This window comes from Dactylosporangium sp. NPDC049525 (assembly GCF_040676755.1).
Taxonomy (GTDB): Bacteria; Actinomycetota; Actinomycetes; order Mycobacteriales; family Micromonosporaceae; genus Dactylosporangium.
The window spans coordinates 1-24,176 of record NZ_JBFAPO010000082.1 but is presented as its reverse complement, the minus strand read 5'-3'; the positions used below and the strand labels follow the sequence as shown (position 1 = coordinate 24,176).

24 protein-coding genes are annotated in these 24,176 nt (G+C 69.9%); 17 read left to right on the top strand and 7 right to left on the bottom strand.

The features are described from left to right. The first annotated feature begins 29 nt into the window (after window positions 1-29). Genes AB0K00_RS52450 through AB0K00_RS52440 form a run of 3 tightly spaced genes read left to right on the top strand, consistent with a single transcriptional unit; the run spans window position 30 to window position 1,205 of the window. Window positions 30-425: a hypothetical protein gene (locus tag AB0K00_RS52450; protein WP_363538370.1), complete on the top strand. Its 396-nt coding sequence runs from the start codon at window positions 30-32 to the stop codon at window positions 423-425. 52 nt (window positions 426-477) lie between these two features. Next, window positions 478-906 (top strand): hypothetical protein, encoded by a 429-nt coding sequence (locus tag AB0K00_RS52445; RefSeq protein ID WP_363538369.1) that lies wholly within the window; start codon window positions 478-480, stop codon window positions 904-906. Next, on the top strand, window positions 903-1,205 hold the full coding sequence (locus AB0K00_RS52440) for a hypothetical protein (RefSeq protein ID WP_363538368.1): 303 nt from the start codon (window positions 903-905) through the stop codon (window positions 1,203-1,205). The genes AB0K00_RS52445 and AB0K00_RS52440 overlap by 4 nt, the downstream gene beginning before the upstream one ends. A gap of 192 nt (window positions 1,206-1,397) precedes the next feature. Here the strand turns inward: AB0K00_RS52440 and AB0K00_RS52435 are convergent, their stop codons facing one another. Continuing rightward, the gene (locus tag AB0K00_RS52435; protein ID WP_363538367.1) at window positions 1,398-1,745 is read right to left on the bottom strand and encodes a hypothetical protein; all 348 of its coding nucleotides are present in this window, start codon (window positions 1,743-1,745) and stop codon (window positions 1,398-1,400) included. Between the two features lie 678 nt (window positions 1,746-2,423). On the opposite strand from AB0K00_RS52435, the gene AB0K00_RS52430 reads away from it, so the two are divergent. From AB0K00_RS52430 to AB0K00_RS52410, 5 genes are all read left to right on the top strand, one after another. Then, window positions 2,424-3,608 carry an MFS transporter gene (locus AB0K00_RS52430; protein WP_363538366.1) on the top strand — a complete coding sequence of 395 codons (1,185 nt, stop codon included), beginning with the start codon at window positions 2,424-2,426 and terminating at the stop codon, window positions 3,606-3,608. Continuing rightward, window positions 3,605-6,520 carry a LuxR C-terminal-related transcriptional regulator gene (locus AB0K00_RS52425; RefSeq protein ID WP_363538365.1) on the top strand — a complete coding sequence of 972 codons (2,916 nt, stop codon included), beginning with the start codon at window positions 3,605-3,607 and terminating at the stop codon, window positions 6,518-6,520. Before AB0K00_RS52430 ends, AB0K00_RS52425 begins: the two co-directional genes overlap by 4 nt. A 183-nt stretch (window positions 6,521-6,703) precedes the next feature. Continuing rightward, window positions 6,704-7,297: a dihydrofolate reductase family protein gene (locus AB0K00_RS52420; protein WP_363538364.1), complete on the top strand. Its 594-nt coding sequence runs from the start codon at window positions 6,704-6,706 to the stop codon at window positions 7,295-7,297. Then, on the top strand, window positions 7,290-7,508 hold the full coding sequence (locus AB0K00_RS52415) for a hypothetical protein (RefSeq protein ID WP_363538363.1): 219 nt from the start codon (window positions 7,290-7,292) through the stop codon (window positions 7,506-7,508). The genes AB0K00_RS52420 and AB0K00_RS52415 overlap by 8 nt, the downstream gene beginning before the upstream one ends. Window positions 7,509-7,537: 29 nt before the next feature. Continuing rightward, window positions 7,538-8,206, top strand: coding sequence for a 3'-5' exonuclease (locus AB0K00_RS52410; protein ID WP_363538362.1), 669 nt, complete (start codon window positions 7,538-7,540; stop codon window positions 8,204-8,206). Window positions 8,207-8,558: 352 nt separating this feature from the next. Here AB0K00_RS52410 and AB0K00_RS52405 read toward each other — a convergent pair whose 3' ends face one another. After that, complete coding sequence (locus AB0K00_RS52405) at window positions 8,559-8,711, bottom strand: hypothetical protein (protein WP_363538361.1); 153 nt, start codon at window positions 8,709-8,711, stop codon at window positions 8,559-8,561. Between the two features lie 168 nt (window positions 8,712-8,879). Beyond that, on the bottom strand, window positions 8,880-9,146 hold the full coding sequence (locus AB0K00_RS52400; protein ID WP_363538360.1) for a hypothetical protein: 267 nt from the start codon (window positions 9,144-9,146) through the stop codon (window positions 8,880-8,882). 385 nt (window positions 9,147-9,531) lie between these two features. Here AB0K00_RS52400 and AB0K00_RS52395 point away from each other — a divergent pair, with 385 nt between their 5' ends. Together AB0K00_RS52395 and AB0K00_RS52390 are read left to right on the top strand one after the other, a co-directional pair. After that, window positions 9,532-11,295: a sensor histidine kinase gene (locus AB0K00_RS52395; protein ID WP_363538386.1), complete on the top strand. Its 1,764-nt coding sequence runs from the start codon at window positions 9,532-9,534 to the stop codon at window positions 11,293-11,295. Then, window positions 11,282-11,956: a response regulator transcription factor gene (locus AB0K00_RS52390; RefSeq protein ID WP_363538359.1), complete on the top strand. Its 675-nt coding sequence runs from the start codon at window positions 11,282-11,284 to the stop codon at window positions 11,954-11,956. Before AB0K00_RS52395 ends, AB0K00_RS52390 begins: the two co-directional genes overlap by 14 nt. Here the strand turns inward: AB0K00_RS52390 and AB0K00_RS52385 are convergent. Next, entirely contained in the window at window positions 11,922-12,296 is a 375-nt protein-coding gene (locus AB0K00_RS52385) for a response regulator transcription factor (protein WP_363538358.1), read from the bottom strand. The two genes, AB0K00_RS52390 and AB0K00_RS52385, sit on opposite strands and share 35 nt — an antisense overlap. Before the next feature lie 141 nt (window positions 12,297-12,437). Here AB0K00_RS52385 and AB0K00_RS52380 point away from each other — a divergent pair, with 141 nt between their 5' ends. The 6 genes from AB0K00_RS52380 (at window position 12,438) to AB0K00_RS52355 (ending at window position 19,169) form a co-directional block, all read left to right on the top strand. Then, complete coding sequence (locus tag AB0K00_RS52380) at window positions 12,438-12,938, top strand: hypothetical protein (RefSeq protein WP_363538357.1); 501 nt, start codon at window positions 12,438-12,440, stop codon at window positions 12,936-12,938. An 11-nt stretch (window positions 12,939-12,949) separates the two neighbouring features. After that, complete coding sequence (locus AB0K00_RS52375; protein WP_363538356.1) at window positions 12,950-15,289, top strand: Hsp70 family protein; 2,340 nt, start codon at window positions 12,950-12,952, stop codon at window positions 15,287-15,289. A gap of 5 nt (window positions 15,290-15,294) precedes the next feature. Then, window positions 15,295-15,585, top strand: coding sequence for a hypothetical protein (locus AB0K00_RS52370; RefSeq protein ID WP_363538355.1), 291 nt, complete (start codon window positions 15,295-15,297; stop codon window positions 15,583-15,585). A 437-nt stretch (window positions 15,586-16,022) separates the two neighbouring features. Next, window positions 16,023-17,129, top strand: a complete 1,107-nt coding sequence (locus tag AB0K00_RS52365) for an NADAR family protein (RefSeq protein ID WP_363538354.1) — start codon at window positions 16,023-16,025, stop codon at window positions 17,127-17,129. A gap of 640 nt (window positions 17,130-17,769) precedes the next feature. Next, window positions 17,770-18,057, top strand: a complete 288-nt coding sequence (locus tag AB0K00_RS52360) for an STAS domain-containing protein (protein WP_363538353.1) — start codon at window positions 17,770-17,772, stop codon at window positions 18,055-18,057. A gap of 353 nt (window positions 18,058-18,410) precedes the next feature. After that, the gene (locus tag AB0K00_RS52355; RefSeq protein ID WP_363538352.1) at window positions 18,411-19,169 is read left to right on the top strand and encodes a glucose 1-dehydrogenase; all 759 of its coding nucleotides are present in this window, start codon (window positions 18,411-18,413) and stop codon (window positions 19,167-19,169) included. A gap of 118 nt (window positions 19,170-19,287) precedes the next feature. On the opposite strand, the gene AB0K00_RS52350 is transcribed toward AB0K00_RS52355, so the two are convergent. The 3 genes from AB0K00_RS52350 to AB0K00_RS52340 form a co-directional block, all read right to left on the bottom strand. After that, on the bottom strand, window positions 19,288-19,506 hold the full coding sequence (locus AB0K00_RS52350) for a hypothetical protein (protein WP_363538351.1): 219 nt from the start codon (window positions 19,504-19,506) through the stop codon (window positions 19,288-19,290). A 454-nt stretch (window positions 19,507-19,960) separates the two neighbouring features. Further along, window positions 19,961-20,647, bottom strand: coding sequence for a response regulator transcription factor (locus AB0K00_RS52345; protein ID WP_363538350.1), 687 nt, complete (start codon window positions 20,645-20,647; stop codon window positions 19,961-19,963). Next, the gene (locus AB0K00_RS52340; RefSeq protein ID WP_363538349.1) at window positions 20,644-21,870 is read right to left on the bottom strand and encodes a sensor histidine kinase; all 1,227 of its coding nucleotides are present in this window, start codon (window positions 21,868-21,870) and stop codon (window positions 20,644-20,646) included. Before AB0K00_RS52340 ends, AB0K00_RS52345 begins: the two co-directional genes overlap by 4 nt. Before the next feature lie 155 nt (window positions 21,871-22,025). On the opposite strand from AB0K00_RS52340, the gene AB0K00_RS52335 reads away from it, so the two are divergent. Then, on the top strand, window positions 22,026-23,864 hold the full coding sequence (locus AB0K00_RS52335) for a multicopper oxidase family protein (RefSeq protein ID WP_363538348.1): 1,839 nt from the start codon (window positions 22,026-22,028) through the stop codon (window positions 23,862-23,864). Window positions 23,865-24,176: the final 312 nt, after the last annotated feature.

Genomic DNA, 24,176 nt, shown 5'->3' with positions numbered 1-24,176 from the left:
CGTGGACGAGCTGCGCAAGAGGGCCCGCAGTGAAAGACATCGGGTGGAACGCCTGGGTGAGCGGGTCGGCTGAGATGGCGAAGCCTGGCCTTCCGGCTCAGCTGGGGTTGATGGTGGGCCCGCTGCTCACGATGATCGACTCATCGATTGTGACGGTGGCCTTCAGCACCATCACCGGGGAATTCCGATCCGACCTGGCGGGTGTGCAATGGGTCGTCAGCGGCTACCTGCTTGCACTCGCCGGTGGACTGCCCTTGACCTCGTATCTGGCCCGGCGGTTCGGCGCCGTCGCCATCTACCGGGCCGGCCTGGTGGGCTGCCGGCTTGGCGGGACTGCGATTCCTCGTCACAGGCGCCAACGTCAGGAGTCCGCAGGCCTCCGACCCGGTCGGGTCTGGTTCTCCTCGCCGCAGGCCTCGTCCTGATGCTGTATGGCGCGACTCGTGGCCCGGCGGACGGGTGGGGGAAGTCCACACCGTGCTGTTCCTGCTGTTCGGCGGCGGACTGTTGGCCGGCTACGTAGGCTGGGCCGCCCGGCGTGCACATCCCGTCGTCGATCTGGCGATGCTCCGCACCGCCCAGCCGGCCTTGGCGCTCGGGTTGAGCGTTCTCGCGTCGACCGTCACCTTCGCCGTAGTGTTCCTGCTTCCGGTGTTCACCGAGGCCGTGCAAGGACGCAGCGCTTTCGGCATGGGGCTGGCCCTGCTACCGCAGGGCATCATCACCGTACTCGGCACCGTGCTGGCCGGCCGCTTCGTCGACCGGCGTCGGGGTTCGTACAACGGTCGCCACCGGCTTCGTCCTGCTGGCCGCAATGACCGGCGGCCCGCAAACGCTGACCGTGTCGACACCGCTGTCAGTCACTGCTGGAATCCTCTCCGCGCGCGGTCACTGCCGGCCTCGTGATCACCTCGTTGTTGTTCGCGATGCTCGGCGCGCTAAGCGACGACCAGATCGACGACGGCAACATCATGTTCACGATCGCCCAACGGCTGGGCGGGTCCATCGGCGTCGGCGTGCTCGGATCGTTTCTGGCCGCCCGATCCGCTGCCGTCGGGGCCGTGGCGGCATTCCACGAGACCGCTCTCGCACTCACCGTTACCGCCGCTGCCGCCGCTGCGCTCGCACTGCGCCTCGCCTCGCCGCACCCCAGCAGCCGGCAACCGGCGGATGCTGCGCAGCGCCCCGACAACCACCTTGCATGACCCTCGGCCGCCGGACGGTCGATGCCCACGGCGGGTACTCAGGGCGGACGTCAGCGCATGCACAGCGCCGTTGAGCCGCGGTCGGACGTTGATCCGGCACAGCTCGGCGGTGCGGCGGATCGGCGACGTTGAGGGACCCGCCGAACCGCCGCCGCCCAACTCTTGGTTTGATGGATGGTGGCGCGAAACCGATCACCTTCGGCCGTGCGACAGGCTTCCGTTCGCTCGCCGTACGAACAGTCTGCCGCCGAGCCACGGCAGAGGCACCGCGCCCACGATGATGACCACCGAGTACCAGAACGGCGACAGGTCCCGGCCGACGATGGCGCCGACGACACCCAGCACGAACCCGACCACACCCAGGGCCAGCGCTTGCCGCATCGGTCGATCGGGTGCCAGCGAGGCTGCGACGTAACCTCCGACCACTGTGTACGCGCTGCGGTACGTCAGTTCGAGCAGATGGAGCCGGTAGTCGCTCAACGGTCCTCTCGGTAGCACCTCGGTCCGGTACAGCACCTCGTCGGTCGCGAACGACAGCACGACGATTGCTGCGAGTCCGGCCGCAACACTGAGGATCCGGCGGAACGTGAGCCATCCGCGGGACGTGGTTTCTGCCGCGTCTGACGGCCTTGTGACCTCGTTCTGGAACATACGAGTCCTCATTCCCTTCGACATGTGCGTGATGGAGCAGTGATTGCGTTGCGGCGACGAACGTGGGATTGCCGACCGGTTCGGGTTGTCCGGCGCTCAGCTTGGCCCACCACAACGGCATCGGGACCCGTGGCGGCTCCGCGTCAGCCACGCGGGCACCACGTGCCCAGTACCTGCCGCATGTGTCGCCCGTCGGACCTCTGTGCTGCACCGGGGGCGCTGTTCTGGTGCTGCTGGCGCCCGACCGCCGCATTCAACCCGGATTGACGATCCCCCACGCCGGTATATCGAGCATCCGTAGCGGATACGGATGTTCGACCATCCGTATCCCCCACGGATGCTTCGGGTGTACAGATCCGTCGCCACTGCAGGATTCGTCGAAGGTTCTGTATGACGCCCGGATGTTACGGGGCTCGGACCGTAACAGAATCAATTTCCTTCGGTAGCGGCAATCTGGAGGCGGCGGACATGACGGGATTTCAGTTGGCAAAGAACGGTCGGCTCACCGTCGGATCGCGCTTGTCTGGACCTGTCCGTCCGACGGCAACCCCGTCGCAACTGCCACGGATGTTCTGGTCACTGATGGCCGCTCACCTGATCAACCGGCTGGGCGGGTTCGTGCAGCCATTCCTGGTGTTGTACCTCACCCAGGATCGCCAGTTGACCGCTGGTACTGCCGGTGCCGTCGCCGCGACCGTTGGGATCGGTACCGTCGCATCCCACGTGGTCGGCGGATGGCTCACCGACCGGGTCGGTCGCCGCCGCACCATGCTGACCGGTTTTGCGGGCGCAGCGTTAGCCTTGATCGGTCTCGGCACTTCAGGCACGACGGTGACGATCAGCATGTCGGCATTCGCCGTCGGGCTGACGTCCGAGCTGTTCCGTCCCGCGCTGTCAGCGACGGTGGCCGATCTGCTGGAGCCGGGGGCGCGCGTCCGCGCATTCGGGATGCTGCTCTGGGCGGCCAATCTCGGCTTCTCTGTCTCGACGGTCAGCGCGGGAGTCCTGGCCGCGTTCGGCTACGGCCTGCTGTTCTGGATCAATGCAGCCACATCCGCGGTAGCGGCGATCATTGTTGCCTGTGCGGTGCGGGAGACCCGGCCGGTCGGGGCACCGGAGGCGCGCCGGTCATTGCTGCCGGTCGCCACCCGCGACTTCGCATTGCTGCTATCGGTTGCCATCCTCGTGGTGTACGCGACGATCTATTTTCAGGGCTACTCAACGCTCGCGCTGGTGACGGCGACGGACGGACTGAGCCCGTCGGAGTACGGTGCGTTGATCGCTGTAAATGGCCTGCTGATCGTGCTGTTGCAGCCTCTTGCCGTCCGGTACCTCGCCAACCGCGATCGAAGCACGGTGATGGCGGCCTCCATGTTGATCGTCGGCGTGGGATTCGGACTCGGTGCCCTGGTGCACAACTGGCAGGGGTACGGGCTGTCGGTTGTAGTGTGGACGGTCGGCGAGATCGGCGTGGCGAACATGTTCGGGGCCATCTTCGCCGATCTCGCGCCGGCAGACCTCCGTGGCGGCTACATGGGTCTGTCCGGATTGTCCTGGGGCCTCGGTGCCGTGCTCGGCCCCGCACTCGGCACGGTCGTGCTCGACCAGTTGGGCCGTGCCGTGCTGTGGGGCTCGTGCGCCGTCCTCGGCGCCGCGCTGTTTGCCGCGCAGCTCGCCATCGGTCCCATGCTCCGCCATCGGGCCGCTGGTGCCGAATCGGGAGACCCGCCGGACCTACCGTCCACCTCGTGACGGCCGTCGTCGCCACGCATCGCGACCCGCCCCTGTCCCCGCCGTTCTGGGCAGGCACAATTCGATGTGTGGACCATGACCGGGCGCTGTCGCGGACAGGGTTGTCCGCGCGTGAAACCGAGGTGCTTGCCGCTCTCGGCGAGCATCTGACGAACGCCGAGGTCGGCGTGCGGTTGTTCATCTCGACGCGCACGGTGGAGACGCACGTTGCGTCGCTGCTGCGCAAGCTGGGCGTCGACAACCGCCGAGCCTTGGCGCGGATGGCAGCCGGCATTCTCGGAACGCAGGAAGAATCGTCCGTGGCCCAGGCGGCCGGGGAACTTGACACGGCGCCCGCCGTCGGCGGGCGCACGACCCTGCCGACACCGCTCACGCCGTTCATCGGACGGGCAGGCGAGCGGGCATCGCTGACAGCGGCGCTCCAGCAGCATCGGCTCGTGACCGCGCTCGGTCCCGGGGGGATCGGCAAAACCCGGCTGGCGTTGGCGGTGGCCGGCGACATCGGGGCGCGCTTCGCCGACGGTACCTGGTACGTGGACCTGGTTCCGGTCACCGACCCGTCGATGGTGGCGACGGCTGTTATGGCCGCGCTCGGCCTGGGGGAGCAGCCCGGGCGCGATGCCGAGGCCGCGGTCATCGATTGGCTTGCCCACCGACATGCCCTGCTTGTCATGGACAACTGCGAACATCTCGTCGACGGCGTGGCGGAGCTGCTGGAACGGCTGCTGACGGAAACCACGCGGGTCGTCGTCCTGGCCACCAGCAGGACCCATTTGCTGCTGCCGTTCGAACAGGTATTCCCCGTGGCGGGAATGTCGATGCCCGGCGACGGTGAGGCGGGCGATGCGGTGACGCTGTTCTGTGCGCGCGCGGCAGCGGCAGGCAGCACACTGTCGCCGGTCGAAGACCGCTCCCGTATCGCCGCTGTCTGCCGAGGACTGGACGGGCTGGCGTTGGCCATCGAACTCGCCGCGGCCCGGCTACCGGCCCTTGGGTTGGACGGACTGGAGTCTGCTCTTGCCGATCCGCTCCGTCTGCTGACCGGGCGCCGCCTCAACGAGCGTCACCGGTCTCTGCGGTCCACACTGGACTGGAGCTACGCGCTGCTCGACCAGGCCGACCAGGCTCTGTTGCGCCGGGTCTGCGTGTTCGCCGGTCCCTTCCCGGTGGCTGCCGCCATGGTGGTCGCCGGGCAATGGCCGCCGGTGGAGGCGACCCGGACGGCCGAAGGATTGGCCAGACTCGCCGAGCACAGCCTGCTGATTGCCGTGATCGGCGCCGCCGGCACGCGGTATCGGGCGCTTGAAACCGTTCGCCAGTACGGCGCCGACCGTCTTCACCAGGCTGACGAGGCGGACGATGCTGCCGCGAGGCACCTGCGCTGGTGCCTCGATGTCGCATCCACACTTGAGGCGACGACCTCGGAGCACAGCGGTGTGGAGGCGGCGTTCGATGATGTCGCCGACGAACTTCGGGCCGCGCTGGGCCGGGCCGCCGGGCACCCCGAGCGCCACAGTGACGCATATCGATTGGCCTCCATGCTCGCCAATCTGACCTTCGCCTGCGGCATGCCCGGTGAGTCTCAGCGCCGATACGAACAGGCGGCCGGCTATGCGGGCAGCGATCACGAGGCTGCCGCCGCCCTGCATCGCGCGGCCGCGGCCGCGCAGAGCCGGCATTCCGGCGCCGACGCCCTCCGGTTGCACCGCGCTGCCGCTGAGATGGCGATACGCGCGGGCGACAACGTCGGCGCGGCCCGGGACCTCGCGATGGCCGCCGAATTGATCAACCGGGGCTCCGGCCTCTTCTCACACCGCACAACGCAGGCCGACGTCACCGCGTTGATTGATCGGGCCCGGGCGCTGGCCGGTCGCGACTCGATCGCCGAGGCCAGAATTCTCAGCGCCGAGGCGTATCGTGCGGCGGACACCGACCCGGCAACCACGGAACTGGTCCAGCGTGCCCTCACCCTCGCCCAGCGATCCGCTGATCCGGCGACCGAAAGCGCCGCACTCGACCGGCTCACCGAATTGCAGATCGCCCGCGGCGAGGTTCGGGCCGCCGAGGTCAGCGCGCTGCGACGCGTGGAGCTGCTGACGCCGCTGCCGGTACAGGTCGATGTCGTCGGCCTGGAACTGGCCGATGCTCTCGGCGCGGCCGCGGAGACCGCTGTCGCCGCTGGAAACCTCAACGGCGCCCGGCGGTTCGCCCGGCACGTGCTCGACCTGCCGTTCCTCCGTGAGGATGGCCATCTGGCCACGGGCCGGCTGCTGGTTGTCGACGCGCTGACGGGCGACTGGGCCGAGGCCGTGAGCCTGAGCGGGCAGTTCCGCGAAGGTTGGGAGCGGGCCGGCCGGCCGAACAACACCAACCACAGCAGGGGCGCCTACGCGGCGGCGGCGGTGTTCGGCATGCGCGGACACGATGACGCCATGGCTGAGTGGCTCGAGGTGGCCCGCCGTCTTACCGCCGACCACCGCCGAGGTGCAGGCGACTGCTTCAGCGATGTCGTCGGCGCGCTGCTCCTGCTGCACCAGGGGCATCCGGAGCAGGCGTTCGCCCGACTGGGAGCACCGCCGGAACAGTTCCACAACTGGCACAACGGATTGTGGCGCACGTGGTACGTGGCCCTGCGCGCCGAGTCCGCCGTGCTCGCCGGTGCCCCGGACGCCGAGGTTCACCTCGTCGATGCAGGACCGGAGACCGTCGACAACCCCGTTGCCGCCGCGATACTGGCCCGTGCGGCTGCAATGGCCACAGGCGACCGGGACGCGCTGACCGCCGTCGCGACGGCCTTCAAGAGAGCCGGATGTCAGTACCAATGGGCCCGTACGCTCGTATTTGCCGGCGGCCGGGAGCGCGCCCGCGGGGAGGCCGCCCTCGCCGCGATCGGCGCCACCCCCATGCCGTAGCCCACGCGCCGTTCACGTTCGCGGGGGCTCCCTTTCCTGGCCCGTTCCGCGGGCCGGCGCGTGGTCGGTTCGCAGTGGAGCCGTATCGGAACACGTAGCGAACACGGATGCCCGGCGGTCGGTACGGGCCGCAGGCTGTTGTCGCGTGCACCGACACGTCGAGACTGACAAGGGAGCGAACCGATGGCCAAGGTAGTTGCCGATATGTCGATGTCGTTGGATGGCTTCGTCGCCGACCCGTCCGACGGTATCGAACTGCTCTTCGATTGGCACCGTAACGGTGACGTCGTCGTGCCGACCGCGGATCCGCAGCGGTCGTTCCGTACCTCGGCCGCCAGCGCTGCGGTGCTACGGGAGATGCTGGACAACATCGGGGCCGTGGTGTGCGGCCGTCGCCTGTTCGACATCGCCGGTGGGTGGGGTGGGAAGCATCCGCTGGGCGTTCCCGTGCTCGTCGTCACCCACACCGTCCCGGATGGCTGGCCGCGGGACGGCGCCCCGTTCACCTTCGTCACGGAGGGAGTCGAAGCGGCGATCGCACGGGCCAAGGTCGTCGCAGGGAACGGATGGGTCGGCGTAGGCGGCGCCGACATCGTCCAGCAATGCCTCAACGGGGGACTGCTCGACGAGATCCGGGTCGACCTGGTGCCGGTACTGGTGGGCCGGGGAATCCGCCTGTTCGACAAGATGGCGGCCGGCCCGATGCGGCTGCAGACGACCCGGGTGATCGAGGGCAACGACGTTACCCATGTGCATCACCGAGTGCCACGTGCATGAGCGCGCCGTGTTTCCCGGCCCGTCTCGCGGTACGGTGCGCCTCGTCGTCCAGCACCTGACGCGCTACCAGGTGTGGAACGTCGACTCGCCACACTTCCCCGGTGCGCACGGCCGGTCCCTGCATGGCCATACGATTTGTGAAGCCGACCGGGCCGCCGTCGACGCCGCAAGAGCTGAGCTGGCAGCCGCGGCCCGCTTCGAGGACGACTAACCATCCGCCACCATCCACCGGAGGCCAGCGTGGTGCACCCGACAGTCGCGGCGTGGTCATCGAAGCCGTGGACCGACGCGCCCCTCGTCGCGGTCGACCTGGAAGGGACCGGCGGGCAGGACCGCGACGACGAAGCGATCCTCGAGATCGCCGCCATCCGCCTGCTCGACGGCGTCCCAGACACGGACACCGCCTACACCACGCTGGTCAATCCGGGCCGACCTGTGCCGCCGCGACGCTGGATCTCACCGGGCCTCGCCGGCGATGCACTCGCCGACGCTCCCGCGCTCGCGGTCGTTGAGCCGCACCTCGCGGCCCGGCTCAACGACCGTATCCTCATCGGGCACAACGTCGGCGTCGACTGGCGACTCCTACGCCGGCGCTGCCCCGCAATCGCACCGGCGGCCCTGCTGGACACGCACAAACTGGCGCGGGTGCTCAACGTGTCCAGCCCGCGCGGGCTGACAACCCTGCTCGACGAGATGCACCTGATTGAGGCGGTCAACGCCGCGGCGCCAAGCAGCCAGCCCCATCGCGCGTTGTGGGATACCGCTGGAACGGCCCTGCTTCTCGGAGCTCTCGTCCGCCGCAGCTGGCCATCCACGCCCATGCTCGCCACCGTCATCGCCGCCTGTGGCCAGCCGGTCGAAGATCCCTCCCCGACGGTGAGCACGAGCGACGAGACAACACTGTTCTGAACAAGGTTCACGGAAACGACGCCGGCAAGGTCAATACCCTGGTTCGGCAGTCGGGCGAGGCGGCGATCCCGGCATTTGCGGCCGCGCTGCGTGTGGAGCCCGAACCCATGCCACCAACACGCATTCCGGTAGAACTGCTCGTCGCCCTCCGCCGCGCCCGCACCAGCGGTCATGACGATCAGCTCGGCGAAGTGCTCGATCGCTGGGCGCTCCAACCGCTCACCGGCGGACGGAACAACCACGTCTACGCCTGGAACTACCCTCACTACGGTCCGACCTGCCTCAAGATCTACTGCCGGGGCGACGACCGTCGGCGAACCAGGGCTCATCGTCTTCCACACGCGACTTGGACTCAGCCTGCTCGACGCCCCTGACCGACGAGGCTCTCACCACCGAACATGTCGCGCAACTCCTGATCGATCGCGCCGCAGGTGACGGCTACGCAGCCCGCGACGTTCTCGACCATCCCGCCTGTCCCGAATTCGTCAACCCTCAGCAGATCCACCGTCTCGGCACCCTCGTCGACGCTTGCGGACTCGGCCGCGGCTCGCTATCAGCAGTGCAGCTTGCCGCTCTCGAGACTGCCCTCAACACGGCCGCATCGACCATTGTGAGTGCTCCGCCAGCGCACGCGCTGCGAGCCACTCAAGCCGACGGGCCCGTTCACGGGTAGTCACGCCCTAGCCGCGACCGGCGTACGACCCTGTGGGTCGAAGACCTTGTCCCCCTCGATGTGCCCGAGGTACTTGCCGGATCGGGAGTGGAGCTCGTTACCGGAGATCTGCAGCGGCCGGCCGTTCTTCGTGTAAAGAGCACTCATAAACGCGATTCCATCACGCAGGTATGACACTTCTTGATCATCGTCACGCTGACCGTCGGGGTGCGCAGCACCGGCGAACAGGGTGCGGAGCGTGGTGATCCGCACGGCGAGGCTGGGCATGTGCTATCCGCGGTGGCGGCCCGACCGGCGCCATCCTCGTCCTCACTGGCGTCATGCTCGCCACCACCGTCGCCGCGACGGTCAGCCCGGTTGTCCGCCACGCTCCGTCGCTGCTGGCGGAGAGCCTGACCCGGCCCAACGTCGCCCAGGTCTGCGCTGGCAGCGCAGCCGACACCATCAACCAGTACCGTCCGCGCCTCAACCTGCCACCCCGGATACCGGGCGCCGCCCTCGCGGCCGCCGCGGGCACCCCAAAGCAGCGCCGGTGCGGATCGCGGTGCCGTGCGGCCGTCCCGGTCGGCCCGGCTGCCGAGCAGGAGCTTCGGATTGCGGCAGGCCCGGTGACGGCGAGGTTGCGGGCATCCGGTACACACGCGGTGTGGGAATGCGGACGCCGGTCGGGCCGGCGCTGCTGGCGACCTGCGGTGCCGCCCTGGGGGTCGTCGGCCTGATGCTCAAGGCCGAGGACGGCTCCCATCCGACCGCCGACCTCGTGTTCGGCGGCGTGAACGGGTTCTTGTTCCTCGCGGCCGGGCTCGTGGCCCATGCCCGCAAGCCGGACAACCGCGTCGGGCTGCTCATGGTGCTCGTCGGGGTCGGCTGGTTCGCCGAGGACCTGCAGTTCTCGTGGGTGCCGTGGGTGTTCGCCGTCGGCGGGCTGTTCTCGCACGTCTCGACCGCGGTCGGCGCGCACCTGGTGCTGGCCTATCCGACCGGGCGGCTCAGTTCGACGGCGGCGCGGGTGCTGGCCGGGCTCGCGTACCTGGTGGCGTTCGTCTGGCCCGCGTTCGGCACGCTGTTCTCGTCGCCCGCCAGCCAGGGCCTGCACAAACCGGACAACCTGCTGATGATCCGGGATGATCCGGAATTCGTGCGGTTCGTGTCCGACAGCATGGAGCTGGCCGGTGGGGCGGTGGCCTGCGGTATCGCGGTGGTGCTGCTGCATCGCTGGTTCCGCGCCGGCCGCCCGTTGCGGTTCATCCTCGCCCCGGTGCTGATCACCGGCGTCGCCGCCGCGCTCGCCACCGCCGTCGGCGGGGTCGCCGGGTATGACAGCCCGTCCGCGCGGGTGGTCCTGACCGCCTACAAGGTCCTGTGCTGCCTGCTGCCGCTCGGGTTCCTGGCCGGCGTCCTGCGCGTGCGGGTCGGGCCGACGCGGGTGGACACGCTGCTGGTCGAGCTGGGCGCGCCCGGCCGCGGGTCGGCCGCGGACCTGCGCACGCTGCTCGCCCGCAGCCTGCGCGACCCCTCGCTGCAGGTCGGCCTGTGGCACGAGGCCAGCCGGTCCTACGTCGACGACGACGGGCACCCGGTGCCGGTCCCGGCCGACGGCGCCGCGAGGGCGGTGACCGAGGTCGGCTTCGGCGGCCGCCCGCTCGCCCTGCTCATCCACGATCCGGCACTGCGCGAAGACCGGACCCGGCTGGACGCCGTGACCGCAGGGACCGCCGTCGCCCTGGAACGGCAGCGCCTCGCTGTCGAGATGCTGGCCCAGGTCGAGCGGTCCCGCGAGCGGATCGTCGCCGCCACCGACGCGGAGCGCCGCCGATTCGGTCAGGACCTGCACGACGGCGCCCAGCAGAACCTCGCGGTCGCCGCCGCCTACCTGCGCAAGGCCGTCGGGGGGCTCGACGACTCGGCGGACGCTACGGTGCTGGAGGCGTTGCGCCGCAGCGACCGGGCGCTGCGCGACGTGACCGGGGAGCTGCGCGAGATCGCCCACGGCCTGCGCCCGGCCGCCCTCACCGAGCTCGGCATCGGCCCCGCCCTCGACGCGCTGGCGGCGGCGATGCCGATCCCGGTCGAGCTCAGCGCCCTGGCCGTCCCGCGATTCGCCCCGACCGTGGAGCTCACCGTGTACATGCTGGTCAAGGAGGCGTTCGCCAACACGCTCAAGCACGGGCAGGCCACCCGCGCGGGCGTGCGGCTGCGGCACACCGGCGCCGAGCTCGAGGTCTGCGTGAGCGACGACGGCGTGGGCGGGGCCGCGGTCGAGCGGGGACGCGGCCTGTTGGGGCTGCAGGACCGGGTCGAGGCGGTCGGCGGCACCCTGACGGTGACCAGCTCGCCCGGTGCGGGCACGACGATTTCCGCGGTACTGCCCGCGGACCCCACCCCGACCCCGGAGGCCGACGATGACGGCCAGTGAGGCGATCCGCGTCGTGGTCGCCGAGGACCACGCCCTGTACCGCGAGCTGCTCGTGGAGCATCTGCGCCACCAGGGCGTCGACGTCGTCGCGGAGACCGCCGACGCCGTCCGCCTCCGCCAGGCCGTGCGCGCCACCCGCCCCGACGTCGCGATCGTCGACATCCGCCTGCCGCCCGGGCCGGGCCCGACCGGCCTGCACGCCGCCGTCGAGATCCGGCGCGCCGACCCGGACGTCGGGGTCCTGCTGCTGTCGCAGTACGTCGAGGCGCAGTTCTTCACCACCCTCGTCACCGACGGCCTGCGCAAGGTCGGCTACCTGCTCAAGGAGCGGGTGAGCGGCGCGGACGGCTTCGTCACCGCGGTGCGCCGGATCGCGGCGGGCGGCTGCGTCGTGGACCCGGAGATCTCCGCGCGGCTGCTGCACGGCCGGCCGGAGCCCGCGCTCGCCGGGCTCACCGACCGCCAGGCGGAGGTGCTCGGGCTCATGGCCGAGGGGCTGAGCAACAGCGCGATCGCCGGGCGGCTCGGCATCTCCGGCAGCACCGTCGAGACCCACGCCCGGGCCGTCTACCAGGACCTCGGCATCGCCGACGAGAAGGGCACCCACCAGCGGGTGCTCGCCGTGCTCATGTACTGGCGGGCCCACCAGGACCGAGCATGAGCGCGGTCGCGGGCCCGGAGAACTCGTCCTTCGCGGCGAAGCCGTGGGCGCCGCACTCGGCGTAGCGCGGGCCGTACGCGGCGATCGGCCGCACCGAGCACAGCACCACCCGGATGCCCGGCCAGTTGGCCCGGATCGCCCGGCACACGGCCAGCCCGTCGATGTCCGGCAGTTGCACGTCGAGCAGCACCGCGTCGGGCGGCCGCGCCGCGATCATCGCCAGGGCGTCCCTGCCGGTGGCGGCCTCACCGACGACCTCGACGCCCTCAGGCTCCAGCAGCGCGCGCGCCAACCCGCGGAAGCCGGCGTGGTCGTCGACGATCAGCACCCGCGACGTCATCGCACCACCTTTCCAGCCTCCGGGCGCGGCCGTCGTCAGTACTAGCACTGACGACTTCGTCCGCCGACGCGCCCATCCTCGGTAATCGACGCCCACGGACCAGGGGAGTACGAGGGCGGCTACGAGGGGCAGGGGATCGCCATGGACGTCCGCCGAGTCAGCACGACCGTCGCCACCGCCGCGGTGGCGGCGCTGCTCATCGGCTGCGGCCTCATCAAAGGCAGCCAGCCGCAGACGCAGCCACAGCCGCAGCAACCGGAGCCGGCGCCGGCCACCACCGCGACGAAGGGCCCGCCGGCGAAGACCACCGGCAGCACGAAGCTGGGCACGCTCACGGTGCACTCGACCGCCCAGACCAAGACCCGCGTGGCGTGCTCGAACATCCAGACCGAGGAGCGGCTCACCGCGAGCAAGGGCCCGGTCAACTGGACCGCCCGGGCGGTCGACCAGGTCTCGGACACCGGTGCCGGCAACGTCATCGGCTCGGTCACGGTGTCCCCGTCGTCCGGTTCGCTCGCCGACGGTGCGAGCGTGGTGGCCCGCATCGGCGGCAGCTACTCCGGCGGCCAGCGGTTCGTCGTCGTGTTCGAGTACCCGACCAGCATCGGCTCCGGCCGCGTGAACGTCGAGCTCAGCTGCTGAGCGCGGCAGCGGTGGCGCAGACCGGGGCCGAGGCGATCCGCCGGCCAGAAGACGTCGTCATGGAGGTCGACACAGTGCAGACCGTACGACTCGGGATCGACTTCGGCACCTCACACACCGTCGCCGTGCTCGGCCGTCCGGGCGGCCGCGCCGACGCGCTGCTGTTCGAGGCCTCGCCACTCATGCCGTCGGCGGTGTACCTCGCCGACGACGAGACGATGCTCGTCGGGCGGGACGCCGAGCACAGCGCCCGGATCGAGCCCGCCGCCTACGAGCCGCACCCCAAGCGCCGCATCGACGAGGGCAGCGTGCTGCTCGGCGGCCGCGAAGTGCCGGTCGAGCGGCTGATCGAGTCGGTGCTGCGCCGCGTGGGCGAGGAGGCCGGCCGGATCCTCGGCGGGCCGCCGGGCGGCACAGTGCTGACCCATCCGGCTGGCTGGGGCGCGACCCGCCGGGGCCTGCTCACCACGGCGGCCCGCAACGCCGGGCTGGCCGACCCCACGCTGGTCGCCGAGCCGGTCGCGGCGGCCATGTACTTCACCGGCGTGCTCGGCCACCGCGTGCCCGACGGCCACGCGGTCGTCGTCTACGACTTCGGCGGCGGCACCTTCGACATCAGCGTCGTGCGGCGCCGCGGCGACGGCTGGCACGTCGCCGCGGCCAGCGGCCTGGACGACGTCGGCGGCATCGACCTCGACGCCGCGGTCATCGACTGGACCCGCGCCCGCGTCGCCGCGCGGGCGCCGGCGCTGTGGGAACGCCTCGAGCGCCCGGCGACCGTGACCGACCGCCGCCACCGGCGGATGCTGTGGGACGACGCCCGCTCGACGAAGGAACTGCTCAGCCGGGCCACCAGCGCGGGCCTGACGATCCCGCTGTACGACGTCGACGTGTACCTCACCCGGCCCGAGTTCGAGACCCTCGCCCGGCCGTGGATCGACCGGACCGTGGCGCTGACCACGGCCACGCTCTTTGCCAGCGACGTCACCGCGGGCCGGCTCGCGGGCGTCTTCCTGGTCGGCGGGGCGAGCCGTGTCCCGCTCGTGGCGACGCTGCTGCACCAGGCGCTGGGGATCGCCCCGGTGGTACTGGAGCAGCCGGAGCTCGTCGTCGCCCACGGCAGCCTGATCACCGACCCGGGCCCGCTCCCGACCGCCACCCTGCCCACCGTCCTGACCACCCCGCCACCACCGCCCGCCGCGCCGGAACCGCCGGTTCCGCCTGCCGCTGCGCCAACGCCGACACTCACGCCGACGCCGACGCCGGTGGCAACACCCGCGCCCACGCCGCCTTTGGCGCCCGCACCCGCCCCACCCACGGAGCCGGAGCCGGAGCCGGATGCGGTACGGGCCGGCGGATGGTGGCCGTTCATCGCGTTCGCGGTCATCGCCGCGCTCGGCGTGCTCTCGCTGCTCGTCGGGGACTTCGACGACGAATACGGGCCCCCGTTCGTGTCCGGCCTGCTCACCCCGCTGCTGCCCAAGTCGGTGCTCGTCCTGCTCGCGATGGTCATCGGCGTCGCGGTCGGCGGCATGCCCGGGCGCATCGTCGCGCCGGCGCACCGGGCGCTCGGCCCGGCCGTGCTTGCCACCGGCGGCGGGGCCGTCGCGCTGCTCGTGCTCGGCCTGACCCGGCACAGCGGCGACGCGTTCTCGATCACCGACGGCGACAGCTCCCGCGGCGGGCAGTTCAGCGCCGCCGCGCTGTGGGTCGTCACCGTGGCTGCGGTCGCCGTGCTGATCGTCGGGCTGTACCTCGCCGCCCGCCCGCCGTCGGTCGATCCGCTCGTCGCGCCGCGCCGCCGTCCGGGCCGGCCCGGCTGGTTCGCGGTGTGGGTGGCCGCGGGCGCGCTGCTGATGCTCGCGACCGGCAGCCGGCGCCCGTGGGCGTACCCGGCGTTTAACGGCGACGAAGCCCGCGACGTGCAGCCGTTGCGCGGCCTCATGCTCAACGGCGGCGCGATCGGCTGGTGGGGCGGCTATCTCCTCGGTCTGGCCCTCATGCTCGGCGCGGTCCTCATGCTCGGTGCGGCCCTGCGCACTGCGATCGTCCGCAGCGCGGCCGTCCATCATGGCATGCGCCCGATCGGCTGGTTCGTGGTCGCCGAGTGCGGCGGGCTGCTACTGCTCAACGTGGTCTGGGACCGGCAGGTGCAGACCTACCGGGGCCCCGCTGTGGACACGCAGAGCTGGTACTGGAGCACGTTCGTGCGCCTCGACGACCTCTCCGGCACCCACCCGGCCGTGTGGCTCGCCCTCGCCCTGACCGCGATCGTCGCCGTCGCCGTGCCGTCGCTCGTCCGCAGCGCCCGTGCCGCCCGCCGGCCCGCGCCCGAGCCGAAGGGGGACTGAACGCGGTGGCCGTACGACGCCGGCGGCTCGCCGTCCTGACCGTGCTGAGCGCCGGCACCGCGCTGGCCGGCGTGCTCGTCGCCGGGCCGGCCCACGCCGACGCGGCCGTCGGGATCACCCGCTCGGTCGTCTACCACCGCGCCCCGGGCGGCGGGTGGGTGAGCGTCGACAGTCAGATGTGCGGGTTCATGCCGCTGCGCGGCGGCGCCGCCGACGACCCGCACAGCTCGCTCGATCTCAGCGGCGACGGCCGGGTCTGCCTCGACGTCTGCCAGGACCAGCACCTCGACGCCTAGGCGCTGGCTGGTGTGCTCGACACGCCGCACACCGAGCTGCGCACCGGGGCCCGGTTCGGTGGCCAGGATTCCCTGGAATGGCTGTGGCTGTGGCTGGCCTGCGCACTGCCCGGCGGGCTGAGCACCCTGCAGACCGACCAGACAGCCCGCGACGAGGGCCTGGTCCTCGCCCCATACCGAGTCTGGGTGTCGTCGGCGCCGGACCCGGCCAGGACCGCGGGCCGAGCGCTGGCTGGAGCCCGGGCAGATCGACAGCGGCGCACAGATGGTGATGATCGTCGACGTGCCACCCGCGCTCCACCTGCGGCAGATCCGGATGTCGGCAACGGCTACCGTGAACCGCTCGTTGCCCCAGCCGGACACGGCTAATGGGAGTTGCAGGACGAGTGGATATTGATACTGCGGCTGCATCCTGGTCACAGCACTAAACTGCGCCGATGGTGCTTGATCGAAGGACTTACCGGCTCGTTGACGGGGAGCGAATCGAGGGCACGTGGCGGCCGATTTTCATCCGCAACGGCCCCTCGTATTTCCTCGCCGACCTGCTGATCTTCGCGGACGGCGCGATCAACTGCTGGGACTGGGTCGACCTCGACGGGCTGCGGGCGAAGCTGGACAGCGGCTGGGTCGCTACCGAGCTGGAGGCGGGCGCGGACGCGTCGGCGCATCACCTGGCCAGCTGGCGGTTCGACGGGCCGGAGGTCTGGGTGACGGCCGAGGAGCTGCTCGGTGAAGTCGCCGACGACATCGACCGGCTCAACGATCGACCCGACTCAACCGAGCGCTGCCTGCAGGCCCTCGATCGGTACCTCGAGACGCGGGCCGAGCCCGACCGGCACGCGATGCGGGCGGCGTACCTGGGCATTCCCGAGCACCTGCGGCATTACGCCCTGGGTGACATGGACGCCAAGGACGGCCCACTGCGGGTGCTCTGCACGCCGCTGGGCGAGGAGACCACCTACGGCGAGCGCGTGACCGAGGCCATGCACACCCAGGCGCTGACGTATTTCGCCGAGCGGGACCGTTGGGCGACGGAGTACCGCGAGAACCGTCCGGCCGACGGTCCCGACCAGGCCGAGCGCCCGACCGTCAAACTGGCGTCGGTCCCGGGCCGGTTCCCGGCCGAGCCGGGCGTGCTGGCCCTGCGCAACGAGTACCCGGTGTCGATTGCGATCGCCGGCGACACCTACGCCAGCGCGGTGCACGCCTACTGGGCGCTCGCCACCACCGACGAGGCGGCCCGCGCGGCGATCCGGGGCACCGAGCTCGCGTTCGGCGTCGAGCGGGCGGTGGGGCGGGCGCTGTTGCGGCCGGACTGGCCCGACCTGCGTCTGGCCGCCATGCACGCGGTGCTGCGGGCCAAGTTCGACCAGCATCCGACGCTGGCCGACGTGCTGGTCGGGACCGGCGACGCGCGCATCGAGTACAACGTCAGCTCGGCCTTCTGGAGTGGGGGCGCCAAGGGCCGAAACTGGGTGGGGCGGCTACTGGAGCTGGTCCGCTCCGAGTTCGTCGCGCAGCGGGCCGGGTTCCTCCGCCCGTAGCTGCCGACCCGCTCAGCCGTGCCGGACCGGCTTGATCACCAGGGCTGCCAGGGTGGCGGGCGTGGATTCCCGACGCCGCTGCGCTCCGAGGTAAAGATCAACAGACCGCATCGCCAACATCACGTGCGCGCTCATCGGCTAGATGAGTGCGCACGTGATGTTGGCTCGTTGCGACGGCGCACGACCGGCGGTCGAGGGTCTCGTGGCCCATGCCGCAGCGATCGCGTTGTGTTCCGGCGGTGATCGGATGTAACGCAACCGAGGCTAGGGGGTTCAAGTCCCTGCGGGCGCGCAAGATCACGAGATGGTTGAACTGCGGAAACGTAGACCAACCGTTCCTTGTTGTTTGTCCTCTGTGGACCTGACGTGTTCCGAAATGACTGAGGTGCGGGCGGTCCCTGTATCCGCGCACTTCTATCCCGGGGTGCAGCAGATTTGCGGCGCGTGGCAGTGCCGGCTACGAGTTCGAATGGCCGTACACGCTCGGCGAGACGGGACCGGCACTGCCCCAGCGGGACCGTACCAGCATGCAGCGGTGGCCGGCCGTCGGGAGTGTCGACCGGATCGTCCGGTCTGCATCGGGTCGTCGCACCGTTACCGTGAGGTGGTGGACGGTCTGCTTGACGGTGCTGAGCTGTGCGTGACCGCGTCCCTGTGCGGCGGCACGCTGCGCGTGCATGTGGCTGGCGACGTTGACCTGGCCAGCGCACCGCGGCTCAAGGCGATGCTGGACCTATCCCGGTTGGAGGGGGTGTACCGGCTGGAGTTGGATCTGTCCGAGGTGACGTTCTTCTCCTGCGCCGGGATCACCGCGGTCCACGGGACGCGCCGGGACGGCCTCAGTCTGTGTCTGGTGGCTGCCGCGCCGCCGGTGACCCGGATGCTGGCGTTGTTGCCGCTGTCGGATCGGCACCTCCAGGCGGCTTGAGCGCATGGCCGTTGGCTGCGGGTCCGGGTTTGGCTGTCGCCGACGTTGAACTGGCTGAAGCGGAAGGAAGGTCTCGAGGTCCAAGACCCGGGCGAGCGGCGTCGTTCCCGCGTTGACGCCACAGTGGTGCCTATGGCGCTTGTGTGAACGGTGGTGCGGAAGCGACCACGTTGCGACGCCAGGCGCCGTGTTCTGATCAGGGATGGCGTGGGTTCGCCCTGGCCCCTGTGGGTAGTTCTCGGCGTGGTTGGTCAAACCTGTGTGCTGATCGTTCATCGTCGGGTCGCTGACGTTGTGGACCGCAACGGGTGCGGCTCGCCTTGACAAGAGATCCAGGACGGAAGGTCGACGAGATGACGACAACTGAGCAGGAGAGAGGCGCGGTGATCGTCACCGGTGCGAGCCGGGGTATCGGCGCCGCGATCGCCCAGAAACTGGCCGGGGATGGGTACGGCGTGGTGGTCAACTACGCGGCGGACACGGCCGGCGCCGAGTCGGTGGTCTCCGCCATCCGTGGACGCGGCGGCCGGGCCATCGCCGTGCGCGCGGACGTAGCGGCACCGGGCGACGTCGCGGACCTGTTCGACCGGGCGCAGCGGGAGATGGGGCCGCTGGCCGCGCTGGTCAACAACGCCGGGGCAACCGGCGAGCAGGCACGCATCGACGAGCAGGACGCAGACCATCTGGCCCGCCTGATGCAGATCAACGTCGTAGGCCCCATGGTCTGCGCCAAGCACGCCGTGCAGGCGATGTCGACCGCGCACGGTGGCGCCGGCGGCTCCATCGTCAATATCGCCTCGGTCGCCGCCCAGGCGCCCCCCGGCATATCAGGATTCGTGGCGTACGAGGCCACCAAGGGCGCCGTGGTGACGTTCAGTCGTGGCCTGTCGAACGAGGTCGCCCCCGAAGGGATCCGTGTCAACAGCGTCTCGCCAGGCGTTATCGACACGAAGATGACAGCGGCGACCCCAGGTGCGAAGCAGGCCGCCGCGAGCAGCCCGCTCGGTCGCGTGGGCCGGCCCGACGAGATCGCCGATGCTGTGTCGTGGCTGGTCTCGCCGGCGGCATCGTATGTCACCGGCACCGATATCACCGTCTCCGGCGGCCTTTGACCGGCGCACCGATTGCGTCGAACGATGCCTGCTCTCAACAGGCAGCCTGCGACACAGGCAGCCTGCGACCAGCGATCTTGAAGATCGCTGGTCGCAACAGCGCCCTCAGGCCTGTGGCTCAGACGTCTTCGTCGAAACGGGTGCCGCGACGCGGGTCAGCGACCCGCCGGCCGGTCGAGTCGACAGCCCCCTCATCAACACGCCCGCCACGGGAGTCGTGCACCTGGCGACTCTGCCTCTCCTCCGCCGCCCGGCGCGCCGCATCGCGCGCCTCGGCTTCCGGCCCGTACGGATCTCTGCCGTGCGGATCGGCGTCATGCGTCGTCATCACGCTCACCCCCAAACGGTGCGCCACCGTCATCGACGACCCGTACCCAGCCTGATCTTCGGTAACCCCGCTCGACCAGGCGGTGCGCCGGCCGATCCCGCCACCTGGTCACCCTTCGGCGCGGTTCGCGAGCGGTCGCTCGGCACGTGACCGCAGCGCGGCCGGAGTGCGGTCCATCTCGTACACCCACTTCTCCACCTGCATCCTGGTACCCATCGCGGGCTGCGCCCCGAGCCGGCCGGCGACCGGCTGCCCCGGCTGTTCCCGCTGGCCGTGATGGGACGTCGCTGAATGTCAATGCAGGATTGGGCGGCCGTTTCGGCGGCGGCACTGGATTGGTCGGTTGGCCGGCTGCGAGGAGGAGTACAGCGCAAAGAGCAGTGGGTCGGTGCTGCAACGCTGCCGTCGACAAAAGTCTCATCCTGGCTACCACCTGATCGCCCGCGCCAGCACAGCGTGCTCCTCAGCCGTTGGGTGAATGGTGTGAAGATCCGACAGTTACAAGTCCGGTTTCGTAGGCGATGACAACGAGTTGGGCGCGGTCTCGCACGGCGAGCTTGGTCATGATGCGGCTGACGTGGGTCTTGGCGGTGAGAGGGCTCAGGAAGAGGTTGGTGGCGATCTCGTCGTTGGACTGGCCGCGGCCGACCAGGGCGAGCACTTGGCGTTCCCGGTCGGTGAGCCGATCGATGCGGTAGTCGGCTGTGACTTTGTCGGGACGGCCCTTGGCGGCGATGTCGGCGATGAGGCGGCGCGTGACGCTGGGCGACAGGAGGGCGTCGCCTGCGGCGACGATCCGCACGGCTTGGATCAGTTCTGCCGGCTCGGTGTCTTTGACGACGAAGCCGGACGCGCCGGATCGTAGCGCCTCGTAGATGTAGTCGTCGGACTCGAAGGTGGTCAGGATCAACACGTGCACGCCGGCGAGGTCCTCGCTGTCTGCGATGCGTCGAGTCGCTTCGAGTCCGTCGACTCCTGGCATGCGAATGTCCATGAGGACGACGTCCGGTCGTGTCGTCGCGGCGAGGCTCACGGCCTGTTCTCCGTCAGTGGCTTCCCCGACGACGACGATGTCGTCGGTGTGCTCGATCAGTGCGCGGAAGCCGGCTCGGATGAGGGCTTGATCGTCGGCGAGCAGGACCCGGATCATGACGCAGACTCGAGTGGAAGGTGCGCGGTGACCTCGAATCCGCCGCGGGGTGCTCGCCCCGCGTCGAGCCTGCCGCCTACGGCGGCTGCCCGTTCTCGCATGCCGATCAGGCCGTGTCCATCGAGTGTAGGAGCGGGGGGCGGTCCCGACCCCGTATCGGTAATGCGCAGACATACCTCGCGGTGGCCGTAGGTCACGTGAACTGTGGCGGTGGCCGGCCCGGCGTGGCGGATGGCGTTGGTCAATGACTCTTGGGCGATGCGGTAGGCGGCCAGGTCGACGGTGAGCGGGAGAACCCGGGGAGGGCGGCCGGTGGTGACGACGGTGGTCGGCAGGCCGGCCGCGGTGACACCGGCCACCAGGGCGTTGAGGCGGGCCAGCCCTGGTTGGGGCTGCTTCGAGTCCGGGTCGTCGGCCTGGCGGAGAACGGCCAGGATCGCACGCAGCTCACGCAGCCCTTCCTTGCTGGCGGTCTTGATGGCCTGCAAAGCCTCGGCGGCGGGCGGCGGAAGGTCGCTGGTGACGTAAGAGGCGACACCCGCCTGGACGTTGATGGTCGACATCGTATGGGCGACAACATCATGCAATTCGCGGGCGATTCGCAGCCGTTCGGCGTCGACGCTGCGGCGGGTCGTTTCCTCCTGGGTACGTTCGATCAACTCTGAGCGTGCCCGGACCGCTTCGATGTAGCGACGCCGGTTGGCGCCGGCGATCCCGGCAAGCACCGCGACGGCAACAAGACCCGCCAGCGCGATGTCGCCGCTGCTGATACGGTCGGGACCGGCAACGACAACCCCACCCAGCGCAACGAGCGTCGCGAATGCGAGCGTCAGTGCTTCACGCGTGGAAACCGTCAAGGCCACGGTGTAGAGCGCAATCGGCGGGATCACCAGCGCCGCGTAGCCGATGTACCCGAGGGCCGCAAAGGCGAGCACGCCGGCGAGCGAGACGCTCAGGACCACCCGCGGACGGCGCCGCCGCCAGATGAGCGCCAGCCCCGCCGCAGCCACCAGCGAATACGCCCAGCTCGGGGCCGGAGTGACGACTTGTCCACCTAAGATCCGCGCGGCCTCGGCGGAGGGATTCGACTCGCTGTAGCAACCCCATACCGTGACCCCCGTCACCGCAAGAGCCAAGCCGACGTCGACGCCGACCGGCGGGACCCGCCGCCTGACGCGGTCCGCGACTCTCCGGGCACCGTCGGGAACCTGTGCGGTAATCATGCTGCAAGGCTAGATCGAGAGGTCGGGCGGGCGGCATCGGCTGCAGGAAGGCTCCGTCGTACTCCCGTCGGTGTACGCAAGACACATCTCACGGAGCAGCGGAAGCCTCCTGCCAGGCGACGCGCACGGACCGGGGACATCGCGACGCTGGGGGCATGAAGATCGCCCTGCGCCCCACAGTGCCCGCGTTTGTAGGCCGGCTCTCCCGCCTGCTCCTTCCCGGCCGGACGCAGTCGTCAACGAGGGGCTCGTCACAGCAGACCGACGAGACAGGGCGAGCGAGCGGTGAACGGGATCCGCAGCCCCACCAGACCGAGCCAGCAGGCACGGTGAGCCGCCGCGCCCTGATGCAGACGATTGGCACGGCCGGGGGACTCGCTGTCATTGCCGGCTGCACGCCATCAGACGAAAGCCGCACCAAGCCCTCCGCAGGGCAGCACACGCACGACAATGGCCAGAGCAGCCAGCACAACGACACCCACGGCAACGGACAGTCAGGCACGTCCGGCCGTGGCGACCCGAACGCCGACATCCAGACACTGACCAGTGAGATCGCGTTGCCCGCGCAGTTCCAGTCACCACTGCCGATCCCGAAACAGCTGGAGCCGACCCGGCGGACCTCCGACACCGACTACTACGAGATCCTGCAGTCACCGGCGACAGTGGAGATCGTTCCCGGCCTGCGGACGCCGATCATGGGCTACAACGGCACCTTCCCCGGTCCGACGATCGTGCAGAATCCGGGTCGCCGCGTGGTCGTCACCCACAAGAACGCGCTTCCCGTGCCCACCGTCGTCCACCTCCATGGCGGGACGTCCCCCTATGACAGCGACGGCTACCCTACCGACTTCGTTCTGCCCGCAGCCACGTACGGCACCTTCCCTGCCATGCCGGCCATGCCGGGGATGCCCGCCATGGGCGACCCCGGCGCCATCGTCAGCAAGCTGCAGCGCGACTACACGTATCCGCCGCAGCCACGGGCCGGGACGCTGTGGTACCACGACCATCGCATGGACTTCACCGGCGCGAGCGTCTACCGCGGTCTGGCCGGCTTCCACATCGCGCACGACACCGAGGAAACGGCCCTGCCGCTGCCCCAAGGAGCCCGCGACGTTCCGCTAATGATCGCCGACCGTGCCTTCGCAGCCGCCGGCTCCTTCCGCTACCCCGCGCTCGACCCCACCATGCACACCACCCCTGGCGTCGAAAAGCCCTCTGTCAACGGTGTGATGGGCGACGTGATCCTCGTCAACGGCGCACCGTGGCCCCGGATGGAAGTAGACACCGCCCGCTACCGGTTCAGGATCCTCAACGCGTCCAACGCCCGCACCTACCAACTCGCCCTCCAGGACTCGTCCCAAGGCATCGGCTTCACCCAGATCGGCACCGACCACGGCCTCCTGCCGGCGCCACTGGCGCAGGACGCCATCGCCATCTCACCGGCCCAGCGATTCGACGTGGTCATCGACTTCAGCCGACATAAGATCGGTGACGAGATCACCCTGGTCAACCAGCTCGGGTCAGGCTCCACCGCAGTCGTTATGCGCTTCGTGGTCACACGGGCAACGAACGACAACAGCAGCGTCCCGGCCACGCTGTCCAAGACCGACACGATCACCCCAACCTCCTCCATGACCCAGCGAACCATGAAGTTCCACCGAGGCGGTGACGGCGAATGGCTGATCAACGGGCGCACATTCGATCCGGCGTTCTCCCACGCTGACGTGCCCGCCGGCAGCACCGAACTGTGGACGATCATCTCGGACTTCCACCACCCGTTCCACATCCACAACGCCACCATCCAGGTCATGTCCCGCGACGGCAACGCCCCGGGACCCTTCGACCAAGGCTGGAAGGACACCGTCTTTGTCAACAAAGGCGAACGAGTCCAGCTCGCCATCCGCTTCAGCAGCTACAAGGGCCGCTACGTCTTCCACTGCCACAACCTCGAACATGAGGACATGGGAATGATGGCGACCTTCCGAATCACCTGACCATCCCACCGATGCCACTGAACGCATGCTGCTGGTCCCACCGTGTCACGGCCGAATCTCTCTTCCCATAGCAGATCAGGTGCGCTCAATTCGGCAGAGTTGCGCATTCGATCTACGCCCGGCTGATACGGACAGTGACGGTCACGCCGACTGCCGCGCACGCGCAGCGGCATGAGCGCTCAGCCGATCAAGCCGTCCAGGGGCTGCTGCAGCCGCTGTGGCCCGGTGCTGCCAGCCGGATGTTCATCCGACGGTGTTCCTGTCGCGGACGTGCCAGAGCCGGGTGGGACGGGTCGCTACAGTGCGCTCATG

Coding starts and splice junctions, on each gene's coding strand:
- AB0K00_RS52430 (WP_363538366.1), top strand. CDS start 2,424: ATGTTCTGGTCACTGATGGCCGCTCACCTGATCAACCGGCTGGGCGGG.
- AB0K00_RS52420 (WP_363538364.1), top strand. CDS start 6,704: ATGGCCAAGGTAGTTGCCGATATGTCGATGTCGTTGGATGGCTTCGTC.
- AB0K00_RS52400 (WP_363538360.1), bottom strand. CDS start 9,146: ATGCCCAGCCTCGCCGTGCGGATCACCACGCTCCGCACCCTGTTCGCC.
- AB0K00_RS52395 (WP_363538386.1), top strand. CDS start 9,532: ATGCGGACGCCGGTCGGGCCGGCGCTGCTGGCGACCTGCGGTGCCGCC.
- AB0K00_RS52390 (WP_363538359.1), top strand. CDS start 11,282: ATGACGGCCAGTGAGGCGATCCGCGTCGTGGTCGCCGAGGACCACGCC.
- AB0K00_RS52385 (WP_363538358.1), bottom strand. CDS start 12,296: ATGACGTCGCGGGTGCTGATCGTCGACGACCACGCCGGCTTCCGCGGG.
- AB0K00_RS52380 (WP_363538357.1), top strand. CDS start 12,438: ATGGACGTCCGCCGAGTCAGCACGACCGTCGCCACCGCCGCGGTGGCG.
- AB0K00_RS52365 (WP_363538354.1), top strand. CDS start 16,023: ATGGTGCTTGATCGAAGGACTTACCGGCTCGTTGACGGGGAGCGAATC.
- AB0K00_RS52355 (WP_363538352.1), top strand. CDS start 18,411: ATGACGACAACTGAGCAGGAGAGAGGCGCGGTGATCGTCACCGGTGCG.
- AB0K00_RS52345 (WP_363538350.1), bottom strand. CDS start 20,647: ATGATCCGGGTCCTGCTCGCCGACGATCAAGCCCTCATCCGAGCCGGC.
- AB0K00_RS52340 (WP_363538349.1), bottom strand. CDS start 21,870: ATGATTACCGCACAGGTTCCCGACGGTGCCCGGAGAGTCGCGGACCGC.
- AB0K00_RS52335 (WP_363538348.1), top strand. CDS start 22,026: ATGAAGATCGCCCTGCGCCCCACAGTGCCCGCGTTTGTAGGCCGGCTC.